Origin of the sequence: Diaminobutyricimonas sp. LJ205, assembly GCF_009755725.1 — a bacterium.
Classification (GTDB): Bacteria; Actinomycetota; Actinomycetes; order Actinomycetales; family Microbacteriaceae; genus Ruicaihuangia.
The window spans coordinates 2,855,709-2,875,323 of record NZ_CP046619.1 but is presented as its reverse complement, the minus strand read 5'-3'; the positions used below and the strand labels follow the sequence as shown (position 1 = coordinate 2,875,323).

Annotated in this window: 17 protein-coding genes; 16 read left to right on the top strand and 1 reads right to left on the bottom strand. The window is 60.1% G+C overall.

Translation table 11 applies throughout. The features are described 5' to 3' along the window. The first annotated feature begins 28 nt into the window (after positions 1-28). The 4 genes from GO591_RS14015 (at position 29) to GO591_RS14000 (ending at position 5,150) form a co-directional block, all read left to right on the top strand. Positions 29-1,540: an ABC transporter substrate-binding protein gene (locus GO591_RS14015; protein WP_157157385.1), complete on the top strand. Its 1,512-nt coding sequence runs from the start codon at positions 29-31 to the stop codon at positions 1,538-1,540. 84 nt (positions 1,541-1,624) lie between these two features. Then, on the top strand, positions 1,625-2,971 hold the full coding sequence (locus tag GO591_RS14010) for an amidase (protein ID WP_370455293.1): 1,347 nt from the start codon (positions 1,625-1,627) through the stop codon (positions 2,969-2,971). A gap of 113 nt (positions 2,972-3,084) precedes the next feature. Continuing rightward, positions 3,085-3,759, top strand: a complete 675-nt coding sequence (locus tag GO591_RS14005; protein WP_157157383.1) for a GntR family transcriptional regulator — start codon at positions 3,085-3,087, stop codon at positions 3,757-3,759. 212 nt (positions 3,760-3,971) lie between these two features. Then, positions 3,972-5,150 carry a CaiB/BaiF CoA transferase family protein gene (locus tag GO591_RS14000; protein WP_157157382.1) on the top strand — a complete coding sequence of 393 codons (1,179 nt, stop codon included), beginning with the start codon at positions 3,972-3,974 and terminating at the stop codon, positions 5,148-5,150. 57 nt (positions 5,151-5,207) lie between these two features. Here GO591_RS14000 and GO591_RS13995 read toward each other — a convergent pair whose 3' ends face one another. Then, positions 5,208-5,885 carry a GntR family transcriptional regulator gene (locus GO591_RS13995; protein ID WP_157157381.1) on the bottom strand — a complete coding sequence of 226 codons (678 nt, stop codon included), beginning with the start codon at positions 5,883-5,885 and terminating at the stop codon, positions 5,208-5,210. Positions 5,886-5,995: 110 nt separating this feature from the next. Between GO591_RS13995 and GO591_RS13990 the strand changes: the two genes are divergently transcribed. The 12 genes from GO591_RS13990 (at position 5,996) to GO591_RS13935 (ending at position 19,365) form a co-directional block, all read left to right on the top strand. Further along, positions 5,996-6,784 carry an SDR family oxidoreductase gene (locus tag GO591_RS13990; protein WP_370455292.1) on the top strand — a complete coding sequence of 263 codons (789 nt, stop codon included), beginning with the start codon at positions 5,996-5,998 and terminating at the stop codon, positions 6,782-6,784. After that, complete coding sequence (locus GO591_RS13985) at positions 6,781-7,659, top strand: AAA family ATPase (protein ID WP_232466189.1); 879 nt, start codon at positions 6,781-6,783, stop codon at positions 7,657-7,659. The genes GO591_RS13990 and GO591_RS13985 overlap by 4 nt, the downstream gene beginning before the upstream one ends. Then, positions 7,656-9,011, top strand: a complete 1,356-nt coding sequence (locus GO591_RS13980; protein ID WP_157157379.1) for a vWA domain-containing protein — start codon at positions 7,656-7,658, stop codon at positions 9,009-9,011. The genes GO591_RS13985 and GO591_RS13980 overlap by 4 nt, the downstream gene beginning before the upstream one ends. Before the next feature lie 228 nt (positions 9,012-9,239). After that, positions 9,240-10,430, top strand: a complete 1,191-nt coding sequence (locus GO591_RS13975) for an acyl-CoA dehydrogenase family protein (protein ID WP_157157378.1) — start codon at positions 9,240-9,242, stop codon at positions 10,428-10,430. Next, complete coding sequence (locus GO591_RS13970; RefSeq protein WP_157157377.1) at positions 10,396-12,168, top strand: AMP-binding protein; 1,773 nt, start codon at positions 10,396-10,398, stop codon at positions 12,166-12,168. The genes GO591_RS13975 and GO591_RS13970 overlap by 35 nt, the downstream gene beginning before the upstream one ends. Continuing rightward, entirely contained in the window at positions 12,165-12,965 is an 801-nt protein-coding gene (locus GO591_RS13965; protein ID WP_157157376.1) for an enoyl-CoA hydratase/isomerase family protein, read from the top strand. Before GO591_RS13970 ends, GO591_RS13965 begins: the two co-directional genes overlap by 4 nt. A gap of 1 nt (position 12,966) precedes the next feature. Beyond that, positions 12,967-13,749, top strand: a complete 783-nt coding sequence (locus GO591_RS13960; protein ID WP_157157375.1) for an SDR family NAD(P)-dependent oxidoreductase — start codon at positions 12,967-12,969, stop codon at positions 13,747-13,749. A 59-nt stretch (positions 13,750-13,808) separates the two neighbouring features. Further along, positions 13,809-14,666, top strand: a complete 858-nt coding sequence (locus tag GO591_RS13955; RefSeq protein ID WP_157157374.1) for an enoyl-CoA hydratase-related protein — start codon at positions 13,809-13,811, stop codon at positions 14,664-14,666. Next, positions 14,663-15,868, top strand: coding sequence for an FAS1-like dehydratase domain-containing protein (locus GO591_RS13950; RefSeq protein WP_157157373.1), 1,206 nt, complete (start codon positions 14,663-14,665; stop codon positions 15,866-15,868). Before GO591_RS13955 ends, GO591_RS13950 begins: the two co-directional genes overlap by 4 nt. Further along, positions 15,865-16,941 carry an FAS1-like dehydratase domain-containing protein gene (locus GO591_RS13945; protein WP_157157372.1) on the top strand — a complete coding sequence of 359 codons (1,077 nt, stop codon included), beginning with the start codon at positions 15,865-15,867 and terminating at the stop codon, positions 16,939-16,941. Before GO591_RS13950 ends, GO591_RS13945 begins: the two co-directional genes overlap by 4 nt. Beyond that, entirely contained in the window at positions 16,938-18,053 is a 1,116-nt protein-coding gene (locus tag GO591_RS13940) for a CaiB/BaiF CoA transferase family protein (protein WP_157157371.1), read from the top strand. Before GO591_RS13945 ends, GO591_RS13940 begins: the two co-directional genes overlap by 4 nt. 79 nt (positions 18,054-18,132) lie before the next feature. After that, entirely contained in the window at positions 18,133-19,365 is a 1,233-nt protein-coding gene (locus GO591_RS13935; RefSeq protein ID WP_157157370.1) for a CoA transferase, read from the top strand. Positions 19,366-19,615: the final 250 nt, after the last annotated feature.

Sequence of the window (19,615 nt, the reverse complement as noted above, 5' to 3'; positions counted from 1 at the left end):
GTTCGTTCAAAGGTGCAAAGGAGCACGCATGAAATTCTTTAAGATCGGCACCAGCTTGCTGGTGGGGGCACTGGTCGTAACCACGCTAGTTGGGTGCAGTACTGCGTCTGAGGGCACGCCGGCACAGGACCGCCATCTGCGGATTGCGGTAGAAGTCGAACCACCCGCCCTCAACATCTTCGGGAATCGTTCATCTGCAACCACCGAGTATCAGTTGTACAACATGGTCGAAGGCCTCGTGCGCTTGTCCGATGATGGCACAATCGAGCCTTTGCTTGCGGAGTCGTACGAGATTTCGCCGGACGGGACGACCTATAAGTTCTCCTTGGTCGATGCGACGTTCCATGATGGAACTCCTCTGACCGCTGACGACGTCAAGTTTTCAATCGGACTCCACAACGCGGATCAGGCAGTACCAAGCGTCTTCAAAGCCGAGATGGCGCTGGTAGAAGGCGTTGAAGTCATCGACGATAAGACTGTCAGTGTGACGCTTTCCCGCCCTAGCTGGGGATGGCTCACATCGATGGCCGGCCCAGCAGGTGTCATTGTCTCGGAACAGTCGTACGCCACCCAGGAGGCAAATCCCGTCGGAACGGGTCCTCTGAAGTTCGTTGAATGGCGCCGCGGCGACAGCCTTGTCTTGGAACGGTTCGATGAATATTGGGGTGAGAAACCCCAAGTCGAAAAGGTCACGTTCAAATATATTGCGGATCCGAATGCGCAAATCAACGCGCTGAGAACGGGTGCTGTCGACGTGCTAGACGACCTCACCTCGCCCGAGCTGCTGCCTACCGTCGAAGGCGCTCCCAATCTCGAAGTAATCCAGGGCAAGACAGCCGGGAAGATCATCTTGGCGGTGAACAACGCGAGGGAACCGTTTACAGATGTCCGCATCAGGGAAGCGATCAGTTTTGCCATCGATAGGGATGCGCTAATCAAATCGGTCTACGGCGGATACGGTGACCCCATTGCGGGTTACTCGGTCACCGTTGATCCGTGGTACGTCGACTTCACTACTGACTACCAGTACGACCCTGACCGAGCCAAGCAACTGCTTGCCGACGCGGGCTACGACGCTTCGACGCCACTAACCATCTTGGCGCCGCCGCAATCCTTCGCCCGCAAATCCTCGGAGTTCCTTGCGAACTCACTCAATGCAGTGGGGATGAATGTTGAAATTCAGAACATTGAATGGGCATCTTGGATCGCTGATGTCTTTTCCGGGGCGCAAGACTACGACATGACAATTGGCATTCAGACCCGCTTCGGGGACCTCTATTACTTCGGCAACCCTGGCATTTACTATCACTACGACAACCCGGAAGTGGCGGCGCTTCTCGCGGAGGGTGACGCGGCCGCCACAATCGAGGATCGGGATGCGGCATACGAGGAAGTCTTGCGGATCGTCACGAAAGATGTAGCGACCGTCCCGCTCTTTGAGCAGCCAGCGCTGGGCATTATCAACACCAACAAAGTCGAGAGCTTCCGTGCTGACAACATCGCGTTCTCCATCAATCTCACCTCTGCTGTCATGAAGTGAGTTCAGGGACACCCAGGCTGTTGAGCTGTGGTGGGACTTCAGGGTCCCACCACCGGCACTTTTGATATTTAGGAGAGATCAGGTTTGTTGACATCTGCAGAGGTTACAGCGCGGTGCATGGCCAACATCGACAGAACCGATGGGGAACTGCGTGCGACGATCACGGTCATGCGGGATCAGGCTCAACGAGCAGCAGCTTGGGCCGATGAAACAGCAGAGCGTGGGGAATGGCTAGGTTTGCTCCATGGCGTCGCGGTGTCGTTGAAGGACAATCTCAACGTCACAGGCGTACGCACGACGAACGGCCTCGCGCATGAGCTGTCGTACATCGCGTCTGAAGACTCCACGGTGGTTCGGCTAATCCGGCAGGCGGGCGGCGTGCTCATCGCCAAGGAGAACCTTCCAGAGCTGTGCTTGAGTGCAACGACCCAGAATCCGCATCATGGTGGGTGTAGGAACCCGTGGAACCTGGAGCGAATTCCTGGGGGCTCTAGCGGTGGGTCCGGCGCCGGCGTCGCCGCGGGGATGTCTCAGATCTCGATTGGCACGGATTCGGGCGGTAGCGTCCGTATTCCGGCGAGCTTGAACGGGGTTGTTGGGCTGCGCCCAACTGCAGGGCGGGTCTCCAATTACCGCGGTGCGAAGAATAGTGTGGGCATGTTTTCGGTTGCGGGCCCAATGGCACGTCGGGCGGTCGATGTTGCACGCATGATGGATGTTCTGGACTGGTACGACCCTCGGGATAAAGTGGCGCAGCCCGGACGGCGCGTGAGCGTCCTAAGCTCCCTGCATGAGGGTATCGAGGGGCTGCGCATCGGCGTTCCAACCCGCTTCTTCTTCGAAAATATCGATGCGGACATAGATCGGCTGGTCCGCGAGAGCGCAAAGGTGTTGGAGAGTCTGGGGGCGGAGCTCATCGAATGCGACGTGCCAGGCGCGGATCTGACACAACCGCACATGACCAAAATGCTCACAGCTGACTACGCCGCCATCTACGGACACTTGCTTGATACGCACCCGCATCTCATCAGCAAGGACATTACTCGAAGATTGCAGCTGGGTCGCGCGGTTTCTGGCACGGAGTTCGCCGATGCGGCGAGTTTTCGGCAGGAGTGGATTCACAACCTCGCCGGCGTCTTCGAGACCGTGGACGTCATCCTGTCGCCGACCGTCGCGATTCCTACGCCCAGAGCTGAACCCGACGACAAGTTCACAGAGGGTGGCGCGCTTACGCGGCTCACGTATGCGCAGGCTTTCGCGGGTATTCCGGCGATCTCGGTGCCATGCGGCTTCCATCGTGACGGGATGCCGGTCGGCATGCAGCTGTCAGCGCCTTGGTGGCGCGACGACGTCCTCCTCAGGGCCGCGGTTGCGTACCAGCGTGTGACCGAGTGGCACACGCATCTGCCCCCACGCGCGGTCGGCGTATGACCTGGCCGGGGACTGTCGGACGGTTGCCCTTGGGGCACCCGCAGCGTCGGGTCTCGGGTGCTGTTGTCCAGGCCGCAGGGATCGCGAGATGAATCGCGTGGATTAGACGAGTTATGCCTACCAACCCGGTTTCACGGCTACCCTTGAATGATCAGGTAACGTCTCACATCCGCGAACAGGTACTCTCAGGGGAACTGTTGCCTGGGACCCGCATGGTTCAGGCGGAGTGGGCAGACAAGCTTGGTACGAGCCGGATGCCGGTGCGCGACGCCTTCCTTCGGCTGCAATCCGAGGGAATACTGACGGCCGCCGACAAGGGCGCCGCGATGGTGGCTCTACTCTCCGAGCAAGATATTCGTGATGCTTACGAGCTCAACGCTTTCGCGGCGTCCATCGCTGCGCAGCGAGCTGCGCTGAATATGACGCGGACGTCGGCGGACGCTCTGGAATCGATCCACGCGAAGTTCGCGTGCGCGGTCGAGAATGGAGATGTCGCCCGGGCTCTCGACACAAACCATGGCTTCCACCGGCTGGTCAACCTTCAAAGCAACTCCCCGCGCCTCGTCTCGGTGCTGAAACTGCTCTCCGCCAGTCTTCCGCACGTGGGGACCCGGACCCTGCCGAGTTGGCGCGCAAGATCGGTAGAGAGTCATGCCTTAATCCTCGAGGCGCTTCTGGAGGGCTCTCGCGGCGCCGAGCGAGCTAGGGGGCTCATGCAGTCGCACATTATGGAAGCCGCTGATGTAGTGGTGGCGCATCTGAGGAAACGGGGTTTTTGGAGCGACTGAAGCTCGATAGGGATCGGTGGTAGAGCGCGCGGCGGCCGACCACCGCGCCGCCATGCAGATCCGGACCGCGCGGTGGCTTGCGCTAAGAGCTGACAGTTCTTGTGGTCTTCGTAGACGCAAGGGGGTCGGCCAAGTGATTTGCCGCACTTCCTGCGGCATGCAACCGAGCGACCTTGTGTATGGTTGGTATACGGTATCCATTGGAGGCAATAATGTTGAACGGACTAAAGGTGCTGGACTTCGGATCAGCTCTAGCTGCACCCTACGCGGCCATGCTGCTCGCCGATCTGGGTGCCGAGGTGATCAAGATCGAGAAACCGTTGCGCGGCGATCTGATCCGCTACACCGACGAATACATCTCTGGCCAGAGTGGGTACTTTCTTGGCATGAACCGCGGGAAACGAAGCGTCACCCTCGACCTTCGTGTGCCTCAGGGTCGCGATATTGCACTTCAGATGTGTCGCGAGGCAGACGTCGTCGTCGAGAATTTCCGCCCCGGCATGATGGATAAGTGGGGACTCTCGTATGAGGATGTGAAAGCGGTCCAGCCCAACATCATCTATTGTTCAGTCTCCGCATTCGCGGAAGCGCGCGGATTCGAGGGGCGCAGCGGGAACGATATCGTCGCTCAGGCCTACTCTGGCCTGATGGCGATGACTGGAAGGGCTGAGGAGGCGCCCTCGAAAGCCGGGGCCCCCGTGATCGATGTCGCAACGGCATGCATGGCGACCATCAGCATTCTGGCGGGCCTAGTTCGCCGGATGACAACGGGTCAAGGTGCGCGGATTGAAACCTCTTTGATCGAGGCGGGACACGCCCTGATGCCGAACTTCACGGCGAGCGTTCTGAACGGTTCCCCCCAGTTCCGGCGCTTGGGGAGCGGTCACCCTCAGCTGGTTCCCTATGAGTCCTATCCGACCAAGGATGACCAGTTCGTGGTCGTAGGAGCCTTCCATCAGGAGTCGTGGCGGCGATTCTGTCGCGCGATCGAGCGAGAGGATCTCTTGGAAGTCCCTGAATTCGAGAACAACGCCCTGCGTGTACGGCATCGCGATCAAATCAATGCCATTGTGACTGCGGAACTGCGCAAGCACACCCTTGCCTACTGGGTCGAGACATTTGAACGGGAAGACGTTCCTGTGTCACCTGTCCTAGAGATCGAGGAATCGTTGGAGTTCTTCGCGGCCCGCAATCCAGACGCCGTCGCCGACGACGTCGAATCGTACGCGGGAAAAATTCGCATGCTCAAAGCTCCCTTCCGGATTGATGGTTCGCGTCCATATAGTCGTCTTGGCGTCCCGGGTCTGGGATCGAGTACGGATGACGTGCTCGCGGAACTCGGCTATTCCAACGAGGAACGGAACGAGTTGCGGGCTCAACGGATCATCTAGATTCATCGGGTGAGCGCCAAGCGGGCCCGAACCATTGGAAAGTGCCGCCGGCACGGGTCAGACGTCGACCTCGTCCCAGAGTCCGCTCTTACTCAGATGATCGATAACGACGTCAGCGGCACTGAGCACATGAGCCTCCATGACCTCAGCCGCCCTCGACGCGTCGCGCAGTCGGAAGGCGTCCAAGAGTTCCTCATGAGCGTGAATGGCTTGCCCTCGCCACTCGGGAATTTCGCGGACTCCAAGGGCGGGCATACCCGCGGAGATATTTCGCAGAAGCGCGATGAGTCGTGGTGATTCGCTGTGAATATTCACTAACCGGTGAAACGTGTTGTTACTGCCGAACGCAGTATCGGTGTCTTCGTGGCGCACGGCCTCGATAAAGCCGGTCTGGGCGGCGTCCAACTCTTCCAGGTCCTGCTCTGACATACGCATGCACGCCCTTCGAGCCGCGATGGCGCTGGCCACCGAAGCGAGTTGGTACATGTCGTGGATCTCTTCCTGTGTCGTGGCGGCGACCACAGCCGTTCCGTCACCGCCCGAGGTCAGGACACCCTCCGACTGAAGCTGCAGAAACGCATCACGAACAGGCATGCGACTCACTCCGAGGGACTCAGCCCACTCACCTTGAACCAGGCGCGAACCAGGCCTGATCACACCAGAAAGAATTTCGCCGCGTATCCGGTCGGCGACCTGCTCGTTCAGCGGTCGGCGCTTGATTGGGCTTCTCGCCATCTGATGCTGTCCTCTCCTAATGCCGTAATCCTTTACTAGGCCAGCTCGAAACTCGAACTCTGACCTCTCTGGCCCTCCGTGCTCGCGACCAAGGGGAAACTGCCAATTAAATGGCAAACTTAGCACCCCAGTACAAGGTATCCTGTATACGGGAGGGCACTATGGATCTACGGGTAGTACTGATCACCGGCTCCGGGAGCGGAATGGGGTTAGCTGTCGCTCGCCGCCTGGCGGCAAGCGATGTGCATCTCGTCATCGCTGACCGACGCGAACAGCTCGTCAGTGCCGCCCTCGATGAGCTTCGACCAGTCGTTCATAGTGCCCAAGGGTTTGTGGCGGATGTCACTCGGAGCGCCGCGGTGGAGGACCTTATCGACAGCGTCTACTCAACGTATGGGCGGCTTGATGTTCTCGTGAACGTCGTGGGCGGCATCGTTGGCGACGTGACCACGGAGTTTTGGAACATCGATGATGAAGCCTGGGACGGCACGCTCCGAGTGAATCTTTCGTCTGCCTTCTACTCCATGCGCGCGGCTGGCCGACGGATGCGCGAGCAGGGTTTCGGCCGAATCGTGAACACTAGCTCAGTGGCTTGGGCGGGCGATGCGGCTCGTGCCCACTACTCCGCTGCGAAAGCCGGATTGGTGGCCCTGACCCGTTCGGCGTCTGACGCCCTTGCGCCTTTCGGCGTAACGGTGAACGCAGTTGCCCCCGGAAGGACTGACACCGGCTTCGGAGGGCGCACCGACGTGGAGTTGCCGGATAGTCCTCCTCCTACGGGCCGGCGTAACCAACCGGCTGATGTCGCCGAGGCGGTCGCTTACCTGGTCGGTCCGAATTCGGGTCAGGTGTCTGGACAGTTAATCGTCGTCGCAGGTGGAAGGAACCCAGCACTGTGAGCATTCAAGAAGACCGTCTGTTCTCTTCGGTCGACGACGTCATTCATCGGCTCGCTGATGTCGGATACCTCGCAACCCGAGCTGTTGCGACAAGAGTTTTCCTCGCTGACGCGCTCGACAAGCCTCTCCTGATCGAGGGACCGGCAGGCGTCGGAAAGACAGAACTTGCCCGCGCGGTAGCCGAGGCCACTGGTGCGCGGCTCGTGAGGCTGCAGTGCTATGAGGGCGTCGATGAGTCCAGGGCCTTGTATGAATGGAACCACGCGCGCCAGATTCTATGGCTGACTGCAGAGAAGCAACGCGGGTGGGAAGAGGCTCGGGACAACATCTTCTCGGAGGAGTTTCTGTTGGAGCGGCCGCTCCTCTCTTCGATCAGGTCGACCGAGCCTACCGTTCTGATCATCGACGAGACAGATAAGGCCGATGTTGAGATCGAGGGCCTCCTGCTCGAAGTGCTGGGGGAGTTTCAAGTAACTATCCCCGAGCTGGGAACGATTCGCGCCAAACGAAAGCCGTTCGTAATACTGACCTCGAACGCAACTCGCGAGCTATCCGAGGCGCTAAGGCGGCGGTGCCTGTTCCTTCACCTCGACTTTCCGACGCGTGAGTTCGAGGAACGTGTCGTCCGCCTGAAAGTCCCGGAGCTCGACGGCGAGCTTGCGAGTGCGCTCGTGGCCCTCGTAGACGATCTTCGAGCGCTGCCCCTCAGAAAAGCGCCTTCCATGTCCGAGACGCTTGATTGGGCCCGAACCCTGGTGGCCATGGGTGCGACTGAGATGACGGGCGGCGTCATCACCGAGACACTGGGTGTAGTGCTGAAACATCACGACGACATTGAGAAGGCGACCACAGCCCTGACTGAACTGGCATCGTGATTACTGCAACGCAAGATGATCGTGGTCTGACAGCCACCCTGCTCACGCTTGTGTCCTCCCTCCGGGATAAGGGAATACCCGTTGGGACAGGGGAAACCCTCGACGCCGCGAATGCGATGGTGGCGCTTGGCGTTTCCGACCGAGACACGGTCCGAGAGGCTTTAAAGGCGACCTTGATCCGGCGCGGCGGCGACCAGACCACTTTTGATGCGCTCTTCGATTTGTGGTTTGGGGGGCCTTCTGACTCGGATCGGTATCCTGCGGATGCGTCCGTCGATGATCTGAACGCTCGCCTCGCTCGCGCGCTCCGAACGGGCGACATACGCACGGTGGAACGCTTGGCTGTAGTCGCGGTTGAAGCGCACGGACGCGTCGCCAAGTCCCGTGGATCCCTCTCGGCCTGGTCCGCATTGCAGACGTTGGGAGCAGTTGGTCGAGACGAGGTCTTGACACTGGCAAGAGGGCTGGACGACGAAGTTGGTGGGAGCATCATCGCTGCCCGGTCTTCCAGGGGCTGGGATGTGTTCTCGCAACGCATCCAGCGGGAGGTCCGGCTCCGGACGGGCGCACAGAAAGGCGCCCAGCGGGTAGCCGATTACGGGGTACTAGCGAACATTAATCGACGAGACTTTCTCAACGCGAGCGCTGACGAACTCGAACAGATTCAGCGTCTCGTATCGCCCCTGGCGCGGCAGATAGCGAGCGCCATGTCGCTGAAATCGCACCAGAGTCGTCGCGGGCACATTGACGTACGTCGGACTATGCGCGCCGCACTTTCGACGGGTGGCATCCCGGTCAAGCCTGTGGCAAAGCGGCGGAGGCCGACGCGTCCTCGACTGGTTGTCCTCTGTGATGTGTCGGGTTCAGTTGCTGGATTCTCTGGCTTCACCTCAATGCTGCTCGCGGGAATTGCGCAAAGTGTTCGGCAAGTCCGGCTGTATCCATTCGTCAACCGGGTCGCTGAATCGACAGGGTTGCTACGCCAGACTCGATCTCCAGATGCGTTCCTGACCGGGCTCGTCGATGATCCGCGAATCCGATCGGGGCACGGGAACAGCGATTACGGACAAGTCTTCGAGGAGTTTTGTGAGCAGCATCTTGCGGCGGTTAGCCCTAGAACTACTGTCCTGATTCTCGGTGATGCTCGGAGCAACGGACGTCCACCCTGCACCGGTGCGCTCAGGGAAATTGCGGCTCGAGCGAGGCGACTCTACTGGCTGAATCCCGAGCGGTTCGCCCTATGGGGAACGGGGGACTCCCACGCCTCGGAGTATGCCACGGCTGTCGCCATGCACGAATGCCGCAACGTCGCGCAGTTGGAGCATTTTGTGCGGCGGACCCTCACTGGCTGACTGATTGGCCCGTCGACCATTCACTGCGCTTGAGGTTGCTGATCGTAGCAAGCCATCCAGCATTCTAAAACCCATCGATATTCGCGACTATCGCCTCTAAAGCGGCCCCCGCGAGGTAGACGCTCTCCTTTCGCAACCCGTGGTTTCTATCATCTGGGACGCCTGTGTTGCGGCGCCCATGGCGATGCGGTATACAGGATACACACGACATCGGAGGGTTGAATAGCCATGGATTTCAGACTGGACGAAGACGCGATCGCACTCGCGGACATGACACGCGCATTCTGTGAGGAACGCATCGTCCCGCACGCCGAATCTTGGGACCGCGGAGAAACGATTGATCCTCAGATCTTTAAGGACCTCGCCGAAACCGGCCTGACGAGTCTCCGCATCCCGTCGGAGAATGGCGGTTCCTCCGCAACGTTCGTCCAGTGTGGCGCAGCGGCCTACGAGATGGGACGCGCCGACGTCGGGCTTGCGATTATGGTCGTGAACGGCGTTTTCTTCGGTGAACTCATGCACTTGATGAGCCCAACTGTTCGTGATAAATATGCTCCGATGGTCGCCGCCGGTTCTCCCTTCGCCATTACAATCACCGAGCCTGAGGCAGGCTCCGACGCCGGCTCATTGCGGACTACCGCTGAGCGTGATGGTGACGAATGGGTGATCAGTGGTGAGAAGGGGTCGGTCTCTTATGCAGGCCTGGCCGACTGGGGGCTCATCTTTGCGCGGACGGGTGGCCCTGGTGCCAAAGGTGTGTCGCTCTTCGCCACGGACTGGAATGTCGACGGGATTGAATCCCGCATCTATCAGAGCGCGGGACAGCGTGTCACCAAACGGGGGCAGGCGTACTACGACAACCTCCGGATCCCCGCTGAGAATCTGATCGGCCGCGAGAACGAGGGATTCCGGGAGGCTATGCAGTTCTTTGACTACAACCGCGCATTCCTCGCCCTCGTGTGCATCGGAGCCGCAGAGAAGTCCCTCGCGGAGGTTACCGAGTACGTCCGGGCTAGGCAGGCGTTCGGTGGCTCACTTTCCCGGTTTCAGGGAGTGAACTTCCCAATCGCTGAACATGCCACAAAGCTCGAAGCCGCAAAGCTGCTGGCTTACAAGGTTCTCGCGCAAAAGGACGCGGGCCTTCCGCACTCGAAGGAGGCCGCAATGGTCAAGTGGTACGGCTGCGAGGCAGCTTTCCAGGCCTTGCACGATTGCGTCCTTCTTGCCGGTTGGCCCGGATTCAGTTCCGATCTCCCGCACGATCGCCGTATGAGGGACGTTATGGGCTTCGAACTCGGTGACGGAACCGCTCAGATCATGAAGATGATTGTCGCGCGTGAGGTGATCGGTCGTGAGTCCCTCCCCTATGGCAAGCCTAAGGTGAGTGAGTCCCTCCCCTATAGCAAACCTGCTGCTTGAAATGACGCCGAACCTCAGGAAGCGTGAACCGATAGGTGGTGAGGGCATGCAGCTGAACGTCATCTCACTCTTGAGGTCCTGGAGGCAGCGGTCGCCGGAGCAAGAGGCGGTCTGTTCATACGATGTCGCCGCATCGAAACGAGACGGCGCGCCAGTCCTCAGTGGCAGGCTAACGGTAGCCGAGCTTTGGGATCAGGTGACGGCATTTGGTGCTGCCTTACAGAAGCTTGGGGTCGGAGCGGGAGATGTTCTCGCCCTGCAGGTCCCGAACTGGCACCAGTCGTACGTGACTTACCTTGCGGCCACCGCAATAGGCGCCGTTGTGATGCCGATCTCTACGATCTACCGCGGCCGTGACCTGTCACGCCAGCTCGCCATCGGTGGGGCGACTACGATGTTCGTCCCGGCGCGGCTGGGGAAGCGTGAGTACGTCCACGAGGCCCTCGACCTTGCCAGCGCCGGCGGAATTCCTCTGTTTCGGCAGGTCATCGCAATCGGACAGACCGGCGACACCGAGGGCGCCTTGATTTGGGAGGAGCTTCTTGAAGCAGGCAACGCACCCGAGCTTGCCGGCGCCCGCGCCGCAATCGGCGCTGGCGAGTTCGTGCGGGGGCCGGACGACCTCCTCCTCCTGAACTTCACGAGCGGAACAACGGGTGAGCCGAAGGGTGTCATGCATACCGCCCGTACAATTCTGTCCAGCGCGCGCGCGTTGATCGAGCGACTGGAATTGACGAGCGAGGACCGGTTCTTCGTCCCCACCACGCTCGGGCACGCGGCAGGCTTCCTCAACGGGCTTTATGTCCCACTGGCGTTGGGGACCACCACCATATATATGGACTCGTGGGATGCAGGCACCGCGCTAAGGGTAATCGAGGACGAGCGGGTCACCTATGGGCCGGCTATGCCCACCTACCTCATGGACATTCTGGACCACAGCGATTTCAGCCAGCGCGACATTTCTAGCTGGACACGAGTTCGGGTGAGTGGTGGCGCGATTCCTCGCCAGGTCATAGCCGAGCTTCAGCACCGCATGCCAGGGCTTCGGCTGTGCCCGGGGTGGGGGATGAGCGAGGTTCTTTACGGTACCTGTGGAAGTCCTGACGATCCAGCCGAGAAGCTAGCCACGTCTGACGGACGACCTCTTTTGTCGGCCGAGATCCGGGTCCTCGGGCCGGCCGGCGAAAGCGTGCCCACCGGCAGCGTCGGGGAGATTGCGGTGCGCGGACCTTCGGTTACGCCGGGTTACTACGGACGTGAGAACCTGACGCAGCAGGCTTTGACCGCCGACGGCTGGTTTCGTAGTGGCGACCTTGGTTTCCTTGATGAAGATGGTTTCCTGACGATCGCGGGTCGATCAAAAGAACTGGTCATTCGCGGAGGGGAGAACGTCCCGGTCGTGGAAGTGGAGCATCTCCTTAACGGCCATCCGAGGATCCGTCAAGCCGCCGTTATCGGGCTGCCAGATCGACGGCTTGGCGAGAGAGTGTGTGCGGTCCTTGAGCTGGTCGATCCTGGCGAGCAATTAACCGTCGAGGAGATACGCGAATACCTCGATGAGGCGGGGTTGACGCGACAGTTCATTCCCGAATACGTGGAAACAGTCGATGAACTCCCGCGGACCTCGCTGGGCAAACTACGCAAGTTCGCCCTTAAGGAAAAAATTCTGGCTCGGCGCGAGCTCGAGAGAAGTGAGGCGCTGCCTCAGACCAACCACACGACAATGGGGGAAAAATGACCCAGACAAATGTTTCCGAGAGCAATCAGGCCGTTTTACTCGACATTCGAGATCGCGTTGCCCATATAACGCTGAACCGTCCGCACGCGATGAATGCCATCAACTGGGACTTCATGGACGATCTTTCTGGGGCACTCGATGTTGCCAAGGAAGATTCTTCAGTTGTCGCAGTGGTGGTTCGCGGAGCAGGCGGGCGCGCGTTCTCGGCAGGCGGAGACCTGAAGGCACTTCATGAAGAGAACATGATGGAAGATGCTGGCCGCCACCTCGCTTTCACGGCTGCGATGCGGGATCTCTTCCTCAAAGTCGAGAATCTTGAATTGCCCACGATCGCGGTCATCGACGGCTACGCGCTTGCGGGGGGGCTTGAACTGGCCTTGTGTTGTGATCTGATCATCTGCACGGACGACTCGTCCATCGGTGACCAACATGCCAACAGGTTCCTGATCCCAGGCGCTGGCGGTACGCAACGTTTGCCTAGGCGCGTAGGCATGCAGCCCGCACTGGAACTGCTGTACACAGGTCGCCGACTCAACGGTCCAGAATCAGTGGCATATGGCATCGCGCTCCGAAGCTACCCACGAGAGCATCTGGATGCGGGCTTGGAAGAGCTGTTGAGCCAGCTTCGGCCCAAAAGCCGGACCGGACTCGGTATGACGAAACGCGTTGCCGCCCGCGGCGTCGAGCTTCCGTTGCGGGACGCGTTGGATCTTGAGCGGTTGACCGTTCAAGAGTATTTCAGCTGCTACCCGGACGCTACTGCAGGCGTTGTGGCGTTCAACGAGAAGGGCGTCTGATATGCAACTTGACCTGGAGAACAGGTGCGTAATTGTCACCGGGGGTGCGTCCAACATTGGACGGGCCGCGGTGCTCCAGTTCGCCGCAGAGGGTGCGAATGTCGTCATCGCTGACATTGACTTAGAAGCGGCAGAGACCCTAGCGCGACTAGTCGACAGTCGTGGAAGCGGGAACGCGATCGCTGTCCAGTGCGACGTCACAAACCGTGACGATGCAGATCGGTTGGTGGAGACGGCGGTCGAGAAGTTCGGTGTTCCCGACGTTCTTGTCAACAACGTGGGTTGGTCTGAGCACCGCTTGTTCGTGGAGAAGGATTGGGCTGTGGCCGAGCGGGAGGTCGATCTCAATCTGTGGGGGACGCTGTACGTCACGAAGGCAGTCCTTCCCGGCATGCTCAAGCGGGAGTCCGGGCGTGTGATTTGCATTTCCTCGGATGCCGGGAAGACGGGAGAGTACACCGAGTCGATCTATTCGGCGGCGAAGGCGGGAGTAATGGGCTTCGTTCGTACTCTCGCTCGCGAGGTCGGTCGGCACGGGATCACGGTCAACGGAGTGTGCCCAAGTATGACGCTCCCCGAGTCGAGCGACGAAGTAGGCGCCCACTCAATGCATCGCGATCGTGACCATTCGGAAGAGTTCCTGGCAAAGGTGATCAAGCGCTACCCCCTCCGTAGGGTGGGGCGGCCGAGCGAAGTTGCAAACCTCATTGTGTTCTTGGGTTCGGATGCCGGATCTTTCATCACCGGACAGAACATCAGCGTGAACGGTGGTTACACGATGTGACTTTGCGAGCAAGGCAATCGCACGAATCTATTCGGCTGGTTTAGCAAAGGAGAATGGTCATGGCTTGGAAAGAATGGGAACGCGTTGAGGGATTTGATTTTGATCACCTCATCTACGAGAAAAAGGATCGTGTCGAGGGTGGCAAGGTTGCTCGAGTCACCTTCAACAGGCCAGAGCGGCTGAACTCTTTCACTGACCACACCGTCGATGAAATGGTCGAAGCCTTCGACGATGCGAGCAACGACCCGCTGGTCGGAGTCGTGATTTTGACCGGTGCCGGCGATCGGGCATTCTCCGCTGGCGGTGACATCAAGTGGGAGGGCGTTCGAACCCGCGCGCAGTTCTTCATGGATGAGCCACTCAACCGCATCATTCGCTTCTGCCGCAAGCCCGTCATAGCGGTCGTCAAAGGCTACGCGATCGGCGGCGGAAACCACCTTGCATACACGTGTGATTTCACGATTGCTGCGGAGAACGCCGTCTTTGGTCAGAACGGTCCGGTAGTCGCCAGTCCCGCAGACAGCTACTTCGTCCGTTACGCCTCAAGCGTGGTGGGCCCGAAGAAGGCACGGGAGATGTGGATGCTCTGCCGGAAATACGACGCTGCCCAAGCCCTCGAGATGGGCTTGGTGAACACGGTGGTCCCGCTCAACGAGGTGGACGCCGAAGCGGACCGATGGGCCGAAGAGATTCTCACGAAGAACCCGACCTGCATCGAGATTCTGAAGGCAACCTTCGACTCAGAGGTGGATGAGATGTCTGGTTCGATTCGCCGTTTCGTGCAGATGATGGCCCCGCAGTTCCCACTTGGGCCCGAAGTTCAGGAAGCGCAGACCGCCTTCTGGGAGAAGCGCGAGCCTGACTTCTGGAAGTTCCGTGACCCTGAGCGTGTTGTAGAGGGCCAGGCAGCAAGATGACTGACAAGGCTCTCTCCGGCTCGCTAAGCGGGTCGGAGGCGGATGTGCTTCGTCGCTCAGCTCTAAGATCCGACCTCACCGATGAGAGCCTGGCGGACGCGCGAAGGCTCTTGGGCTACGACTTCCGGGGCGCTCGTACGACCATCGAGGTTTCCGCGGACAACACCCGCGACTACGCGAGCTACATCGGCAGCACCAATCCACTATATCGCGATCCAACGCGCGGCCATCGTTCTCGTTGGGGGCGGCCGCTCGCGCCACCCACCATGGTTGGAACGGCCATCATCGCGCCCGGATTGCGCGGAGTCCAATGGATCTATGGTGGAGCGCGCTGGCGCTTTCACGGTCTCTACGGGCCGGGCGATGTGCTGTCACAGAGTGGGCGGTTGGTGTCCGCCGAAGAGAAGTCCGGACGAGCTGCGTCCTCGATGATCATGCAGAAGGGCGTAACCCAGTGCCGTGACGCCGCTGGACGCTTGATTGTCGAGACGGAGGTCTACACCATGCGCATCCCACGCCGTGGAGCGGGCAAGGGTAGCTTGAACTACGCTCCCCGTGCAGTGTCTTGGACCCAGGGCGAGCTGGACGGCTTCGCTGAGACGCTCGTTAGCCAAGAGGGCTTGGTCCGCGGGCGGGAGATCCGCTATTGGGACGACACCTCGGTGGGTGAGGAGATCCCATTGGTGCTGTGCGGCCCGTTGAGATTGAGCGACATCGCGCTTACTCGCGGCACGATCGTCTACGGAATAGTCGGCGGCGGTCGAGAAGACAACGGCGGCTACGGCTACATGCTCGATCATTATCGTGCCCACCCCGCGGACAGTTTTGTGAACCCGGAAACTGGCGTGACGGAGCACCCGCATCGAGGCCACTGGGAGCAGTACATGGCTGACGAGGTCGGTATGCCCGGCATCTACGACATCGGTTATCAACGCCTCGGGTGGCTTACGCGCGTGGTCACGGATTGGATGGGCGACGACGCTCGCCTACTTTCCTTGGAAGGCTGGCTGCGCCGCCCCAATATCGTCGGCGATGTCACGTGGATCGGTGGTCGGGTGGTCAGCAAGTCTGGCCGCGGAGAAGAAGCGATCATCGAATGCGAATTGTTCGGCCGCAACCAGCACGATGAAGTGACCGTGACGGGTAAGGCATCTATCGCACTTCTGACGCGCAGCGTGTCAAAGGGAGGGCTGGGGTCATGAAGCAAGTCGTACCGGGCGATGTCTTGCCCCTCATCGCGCATAATTCGGTTGCGACTTCGTCGAGTCTTCGATTCTGGGCGCGAGCTATCGGAGAACGCAATCCCCGTTACGTGGACGACAGCGAAACACGCACCCCGTCAGACGGTAATTTCGAGGCGCATCCGTGCTGGCTCTACAGCGTCCATGACACAGTTGTGCACGTCGGCGGGGCGCAGCTCGTTCCGGTGGTTGCTGACGCCTCCTGGACGTTTCATCGCGCAGTGCGTTGTGGCGACATCATCCGCCCTCAAGGACGTCTGATTTCTGAACGACAGGTTTCGGGTCAACACGCCGGCCTGACCCTCGTGCAGGTGGTAGAGGTCGACTATCTGGATGTTCGTGACGAGGTACTCGCCACCACTCGCACCACACTGTTTCACATCGATCCCGTTGAGGCGCGGAAGCGTCAGAAGTATGCTGCCTGGGTTCGGACACGATACACCGAAGAACAGCTTTTGAAAATCGAAGCTGCGTACGACGCCGAGGACGCACGGCCAAGGCATGTTCGCTACATCGATGACCTCACGGTTGGGGAGGACTTGGAACCGATCGTGCGGGGGCCGGTCACCTCAGAAGAGATGACCATGTTCGTGGGCGCCACCCGGCCAATCCCTGGCCTGGAGAGCTTCACCAGGGCACGTTTGGCGGGTGAAATGCCCTCGTTCATTCACCCGCGGTCCGGGACATACGAAACGTATGGTGCCGGGTGTGTCGATGACACCAGCGCCCAACAGCTTGGTTTCCCGGCCGCCCACGACTTAGGGATCGATCGCGTTTCCTATGCTGCTTCCTTGCCCTCTTCATGGATGGGCCCGCGCGGATCACTGCGCTCGTTCGAGCAACAGCTTCTGGTGCCGGTAATGCTCGGTGACACGAGCTGGTGCCGCGGGCGTGTCGTTGCAATTGAGGGTGAGAAGGAGTCACGTCGCGGAGTCGTGGTTCTCGAGGTTTGGACTGAGAACCAATTCGGTGTTGTGACCGGTCGAGGAACCGCGCGAGTAGAGCTGGATCGACGAGTTGGGGAGGTAGCGTGATCAAGCGTGCTTTGGACGGTATTCGAGTCATTTCACTTGCAGAACAGTACCCGGGACCGCTCGCCACGTTCCTGCTCGCAGAGCTGGGCGCGGAGGTTATTCAGGTGGAGCGCCCTGGACAGGGCGATCCACAACGCGATTTGAATCCCGAACTGCATCGCGCGGCGGCACTCAACAAGAAGAGCGTCGCGCTCGACCTGAAAACAGTCTCTGGCAAGGAAGCCGCCTTGGCTTTAGTCCGCTCGGCTGACGTCCTGGTTGAGGGTTTCCGACCAGGTGTGATGTCCCGCCTCGGCCTCGCCTACGATGACCTTCGATCGTTGAATCCGAGGCTTGTGTATTGCTCGATGTCTGGCTTCGGACAGTCGGGCCCGAACCAGGCATTGACGGGTCACAACATCAACTACGAAGCGGTCGTGGGAGCTCTCGACCCTTTCACCTATCCGGACGGACCTCTCTACAACGAGGCCGCCCTACCGTTCGGCGACATCATGGCGGGCATGACGGCGGCACTCGCCGTTGTGGCCGCGGTGCATGAAGCGTCGAAGAGTGGGGTCGGAACGTTCTTGGACATCGCCATCGCGGACGCGCTGCTGCTCGCTCTGGCGCCTCCCCTCACGCGAGCGCTGGCAGGGGCGGAGACCTGGACACGGCGAGAAGCTGCCTGGGGCGTTTTCGAGTGCAAGGCCGGGTACCTCACCCTGGGAATCGCCTTCGAGGACCTCTTCTGGCGCGAGCTGTGCGCTGAGCTGGGTCTGGAGCGTTTTACTGATCTTGATCACGATGCACGTGTGGATCGGAGGGACGAACTGCGGCCACTCATCGCATCTGCCCTGTCAGCAGAAACGGATGAAGAATGGATGCGCCGGCTGGCGCCTCGCGGAGTTCCTTGCTCCCAGGCTCGACGCTTGGAGGATGTAGCAACGGCACCGGATGTGGTTGCTCGCAACATGTTCGTTACTGCCGTCGATGCACAGGGCCGGACGCATTTCGCCGTGCGCTCCCCATTGACGCGAGGTTTTCACGGCCAGCTTGAGTACCGGGTTCCCGCCCTTGGCGAACACACCGAAGAGATCCTCAGTGAGCTCGGGGTCAAATCACAGGGCGGTTGAGCCCGCGCTCTCCTCTTCAGAGCGCGAGGCGCTGCGGAGGTGATCATTTCGTTTCACATATCTAAAACTGGAGATCTTCATGGCATCTCTCACTCCCCCAGCGAAGCCGCTTACTGGCTTGCGGGTGATCGAGCATGCGAGCTTTGTCGCAGGCCCTTCCGCGGGCGTGACGCTCGCACAGCTGGGCGCCGACGTCATTCGTGTCGACCCTCTGGGAGGTGCCCCCGATTACAGTCGCTGGCCCGTTTCGCAGCGTTCGGGCCACAGCCTCTTCTGGTCGTCATTCAATCGAGGCAAACGCTCCATCGCACTCAATACTCGATGTGCTGAGGGGCGCGAACTGCTCATCGCACTTGCGACAGCACCAGACGATAACGCCGGAATTCTCATCGACAACACGCCGAACGCGTCCTGGCTGGATTATAAAAGCCTCGCGGCGCGACGTCCCGACGTCATCAAAGTCCACATTCAGGGACACTCAGACGGGCGTGGAGCCGTTGACTACACCGTCAACCCGGAAGTCGGTATGCCCAGCATCACGGGCCCGGAGGATCACGTCCTGCCAGTCAACCACGCATTGCCGGCGTGGGATCTGCTCACCGGTATGACGGCAACGAGCGGGCTACTCGCCGCGCTGCGTCATCGTGACCACACCGGTAAAGGCGCAAACATCGAAATTGCGCTCGCGGATGTCGCGCTCGCAGGGGTCGCGAACATGGGATGGCTCACTGAGGCAGACGAACTCGGCCACGATCGCGATCGCGTTGGAAACTATCTCTATGGCAGCTACGGGGTGGATTTCGGCACGAGTGACGGCGAGAGACTAATGGTGGTTGCGCTGACCGGTCGGCAATGGGATGCGCTATGCCGTGTCACGGGTACGGAAGCCATCTTTGCCGCGTTAGGGGACGCATTGGACGTCGATTGGGCTGATGAGGGTGCGCGATTCTCTCACCGAGAAGTCATTACCTCGATTTTGCGACCATGGTTCTCCGTGCGCACGATGGATGAAGTCTCCGCTGCTCTGACGCAGGGACGAGCGCTCTGGAGCAAGTACCGGACTTTTACTGAGACGCTAGCCGACTTCCGTAAAGCTCCGGATTCGTCCGTGCTTGTAGACATCGATCAACCCGGCACCGGTAGGGTCGTCTCGGCTCGTTCCCCGTTGCGTGCAGGATCGGAATACGGTGACACGCACATTGCACCTTCTCTGGCAGAGCATACCGAAGAAGTGTTGGAGGAGTTGCTTGGTTTGAGCAGCCGCGAGATCAGCGAATTGAGCGCTGCCGGAGTCATCGGCACGACAGTATGACGGCCCGTCGTGCAGTAGATTCCGTCTCTGGGAGCGAACCGGCGAAAGTCATTAGGGCCGCAGCCTGCCGTGCAGGTGAGATCGTCGTTGATCTGGAGAACTCGGTGCCGCTGCGGCTAAAGGACTTTGCTCGACGAGCCCTGTCCGACATGGAGTCGCGCGCTCAGGGAGTTATCGCCACGGATACTGCGGCCCGTGGCGCGGTGGAGTGGCGCGGGCGAATGCTCGATGAGGCCATCGCCGCGGGGGC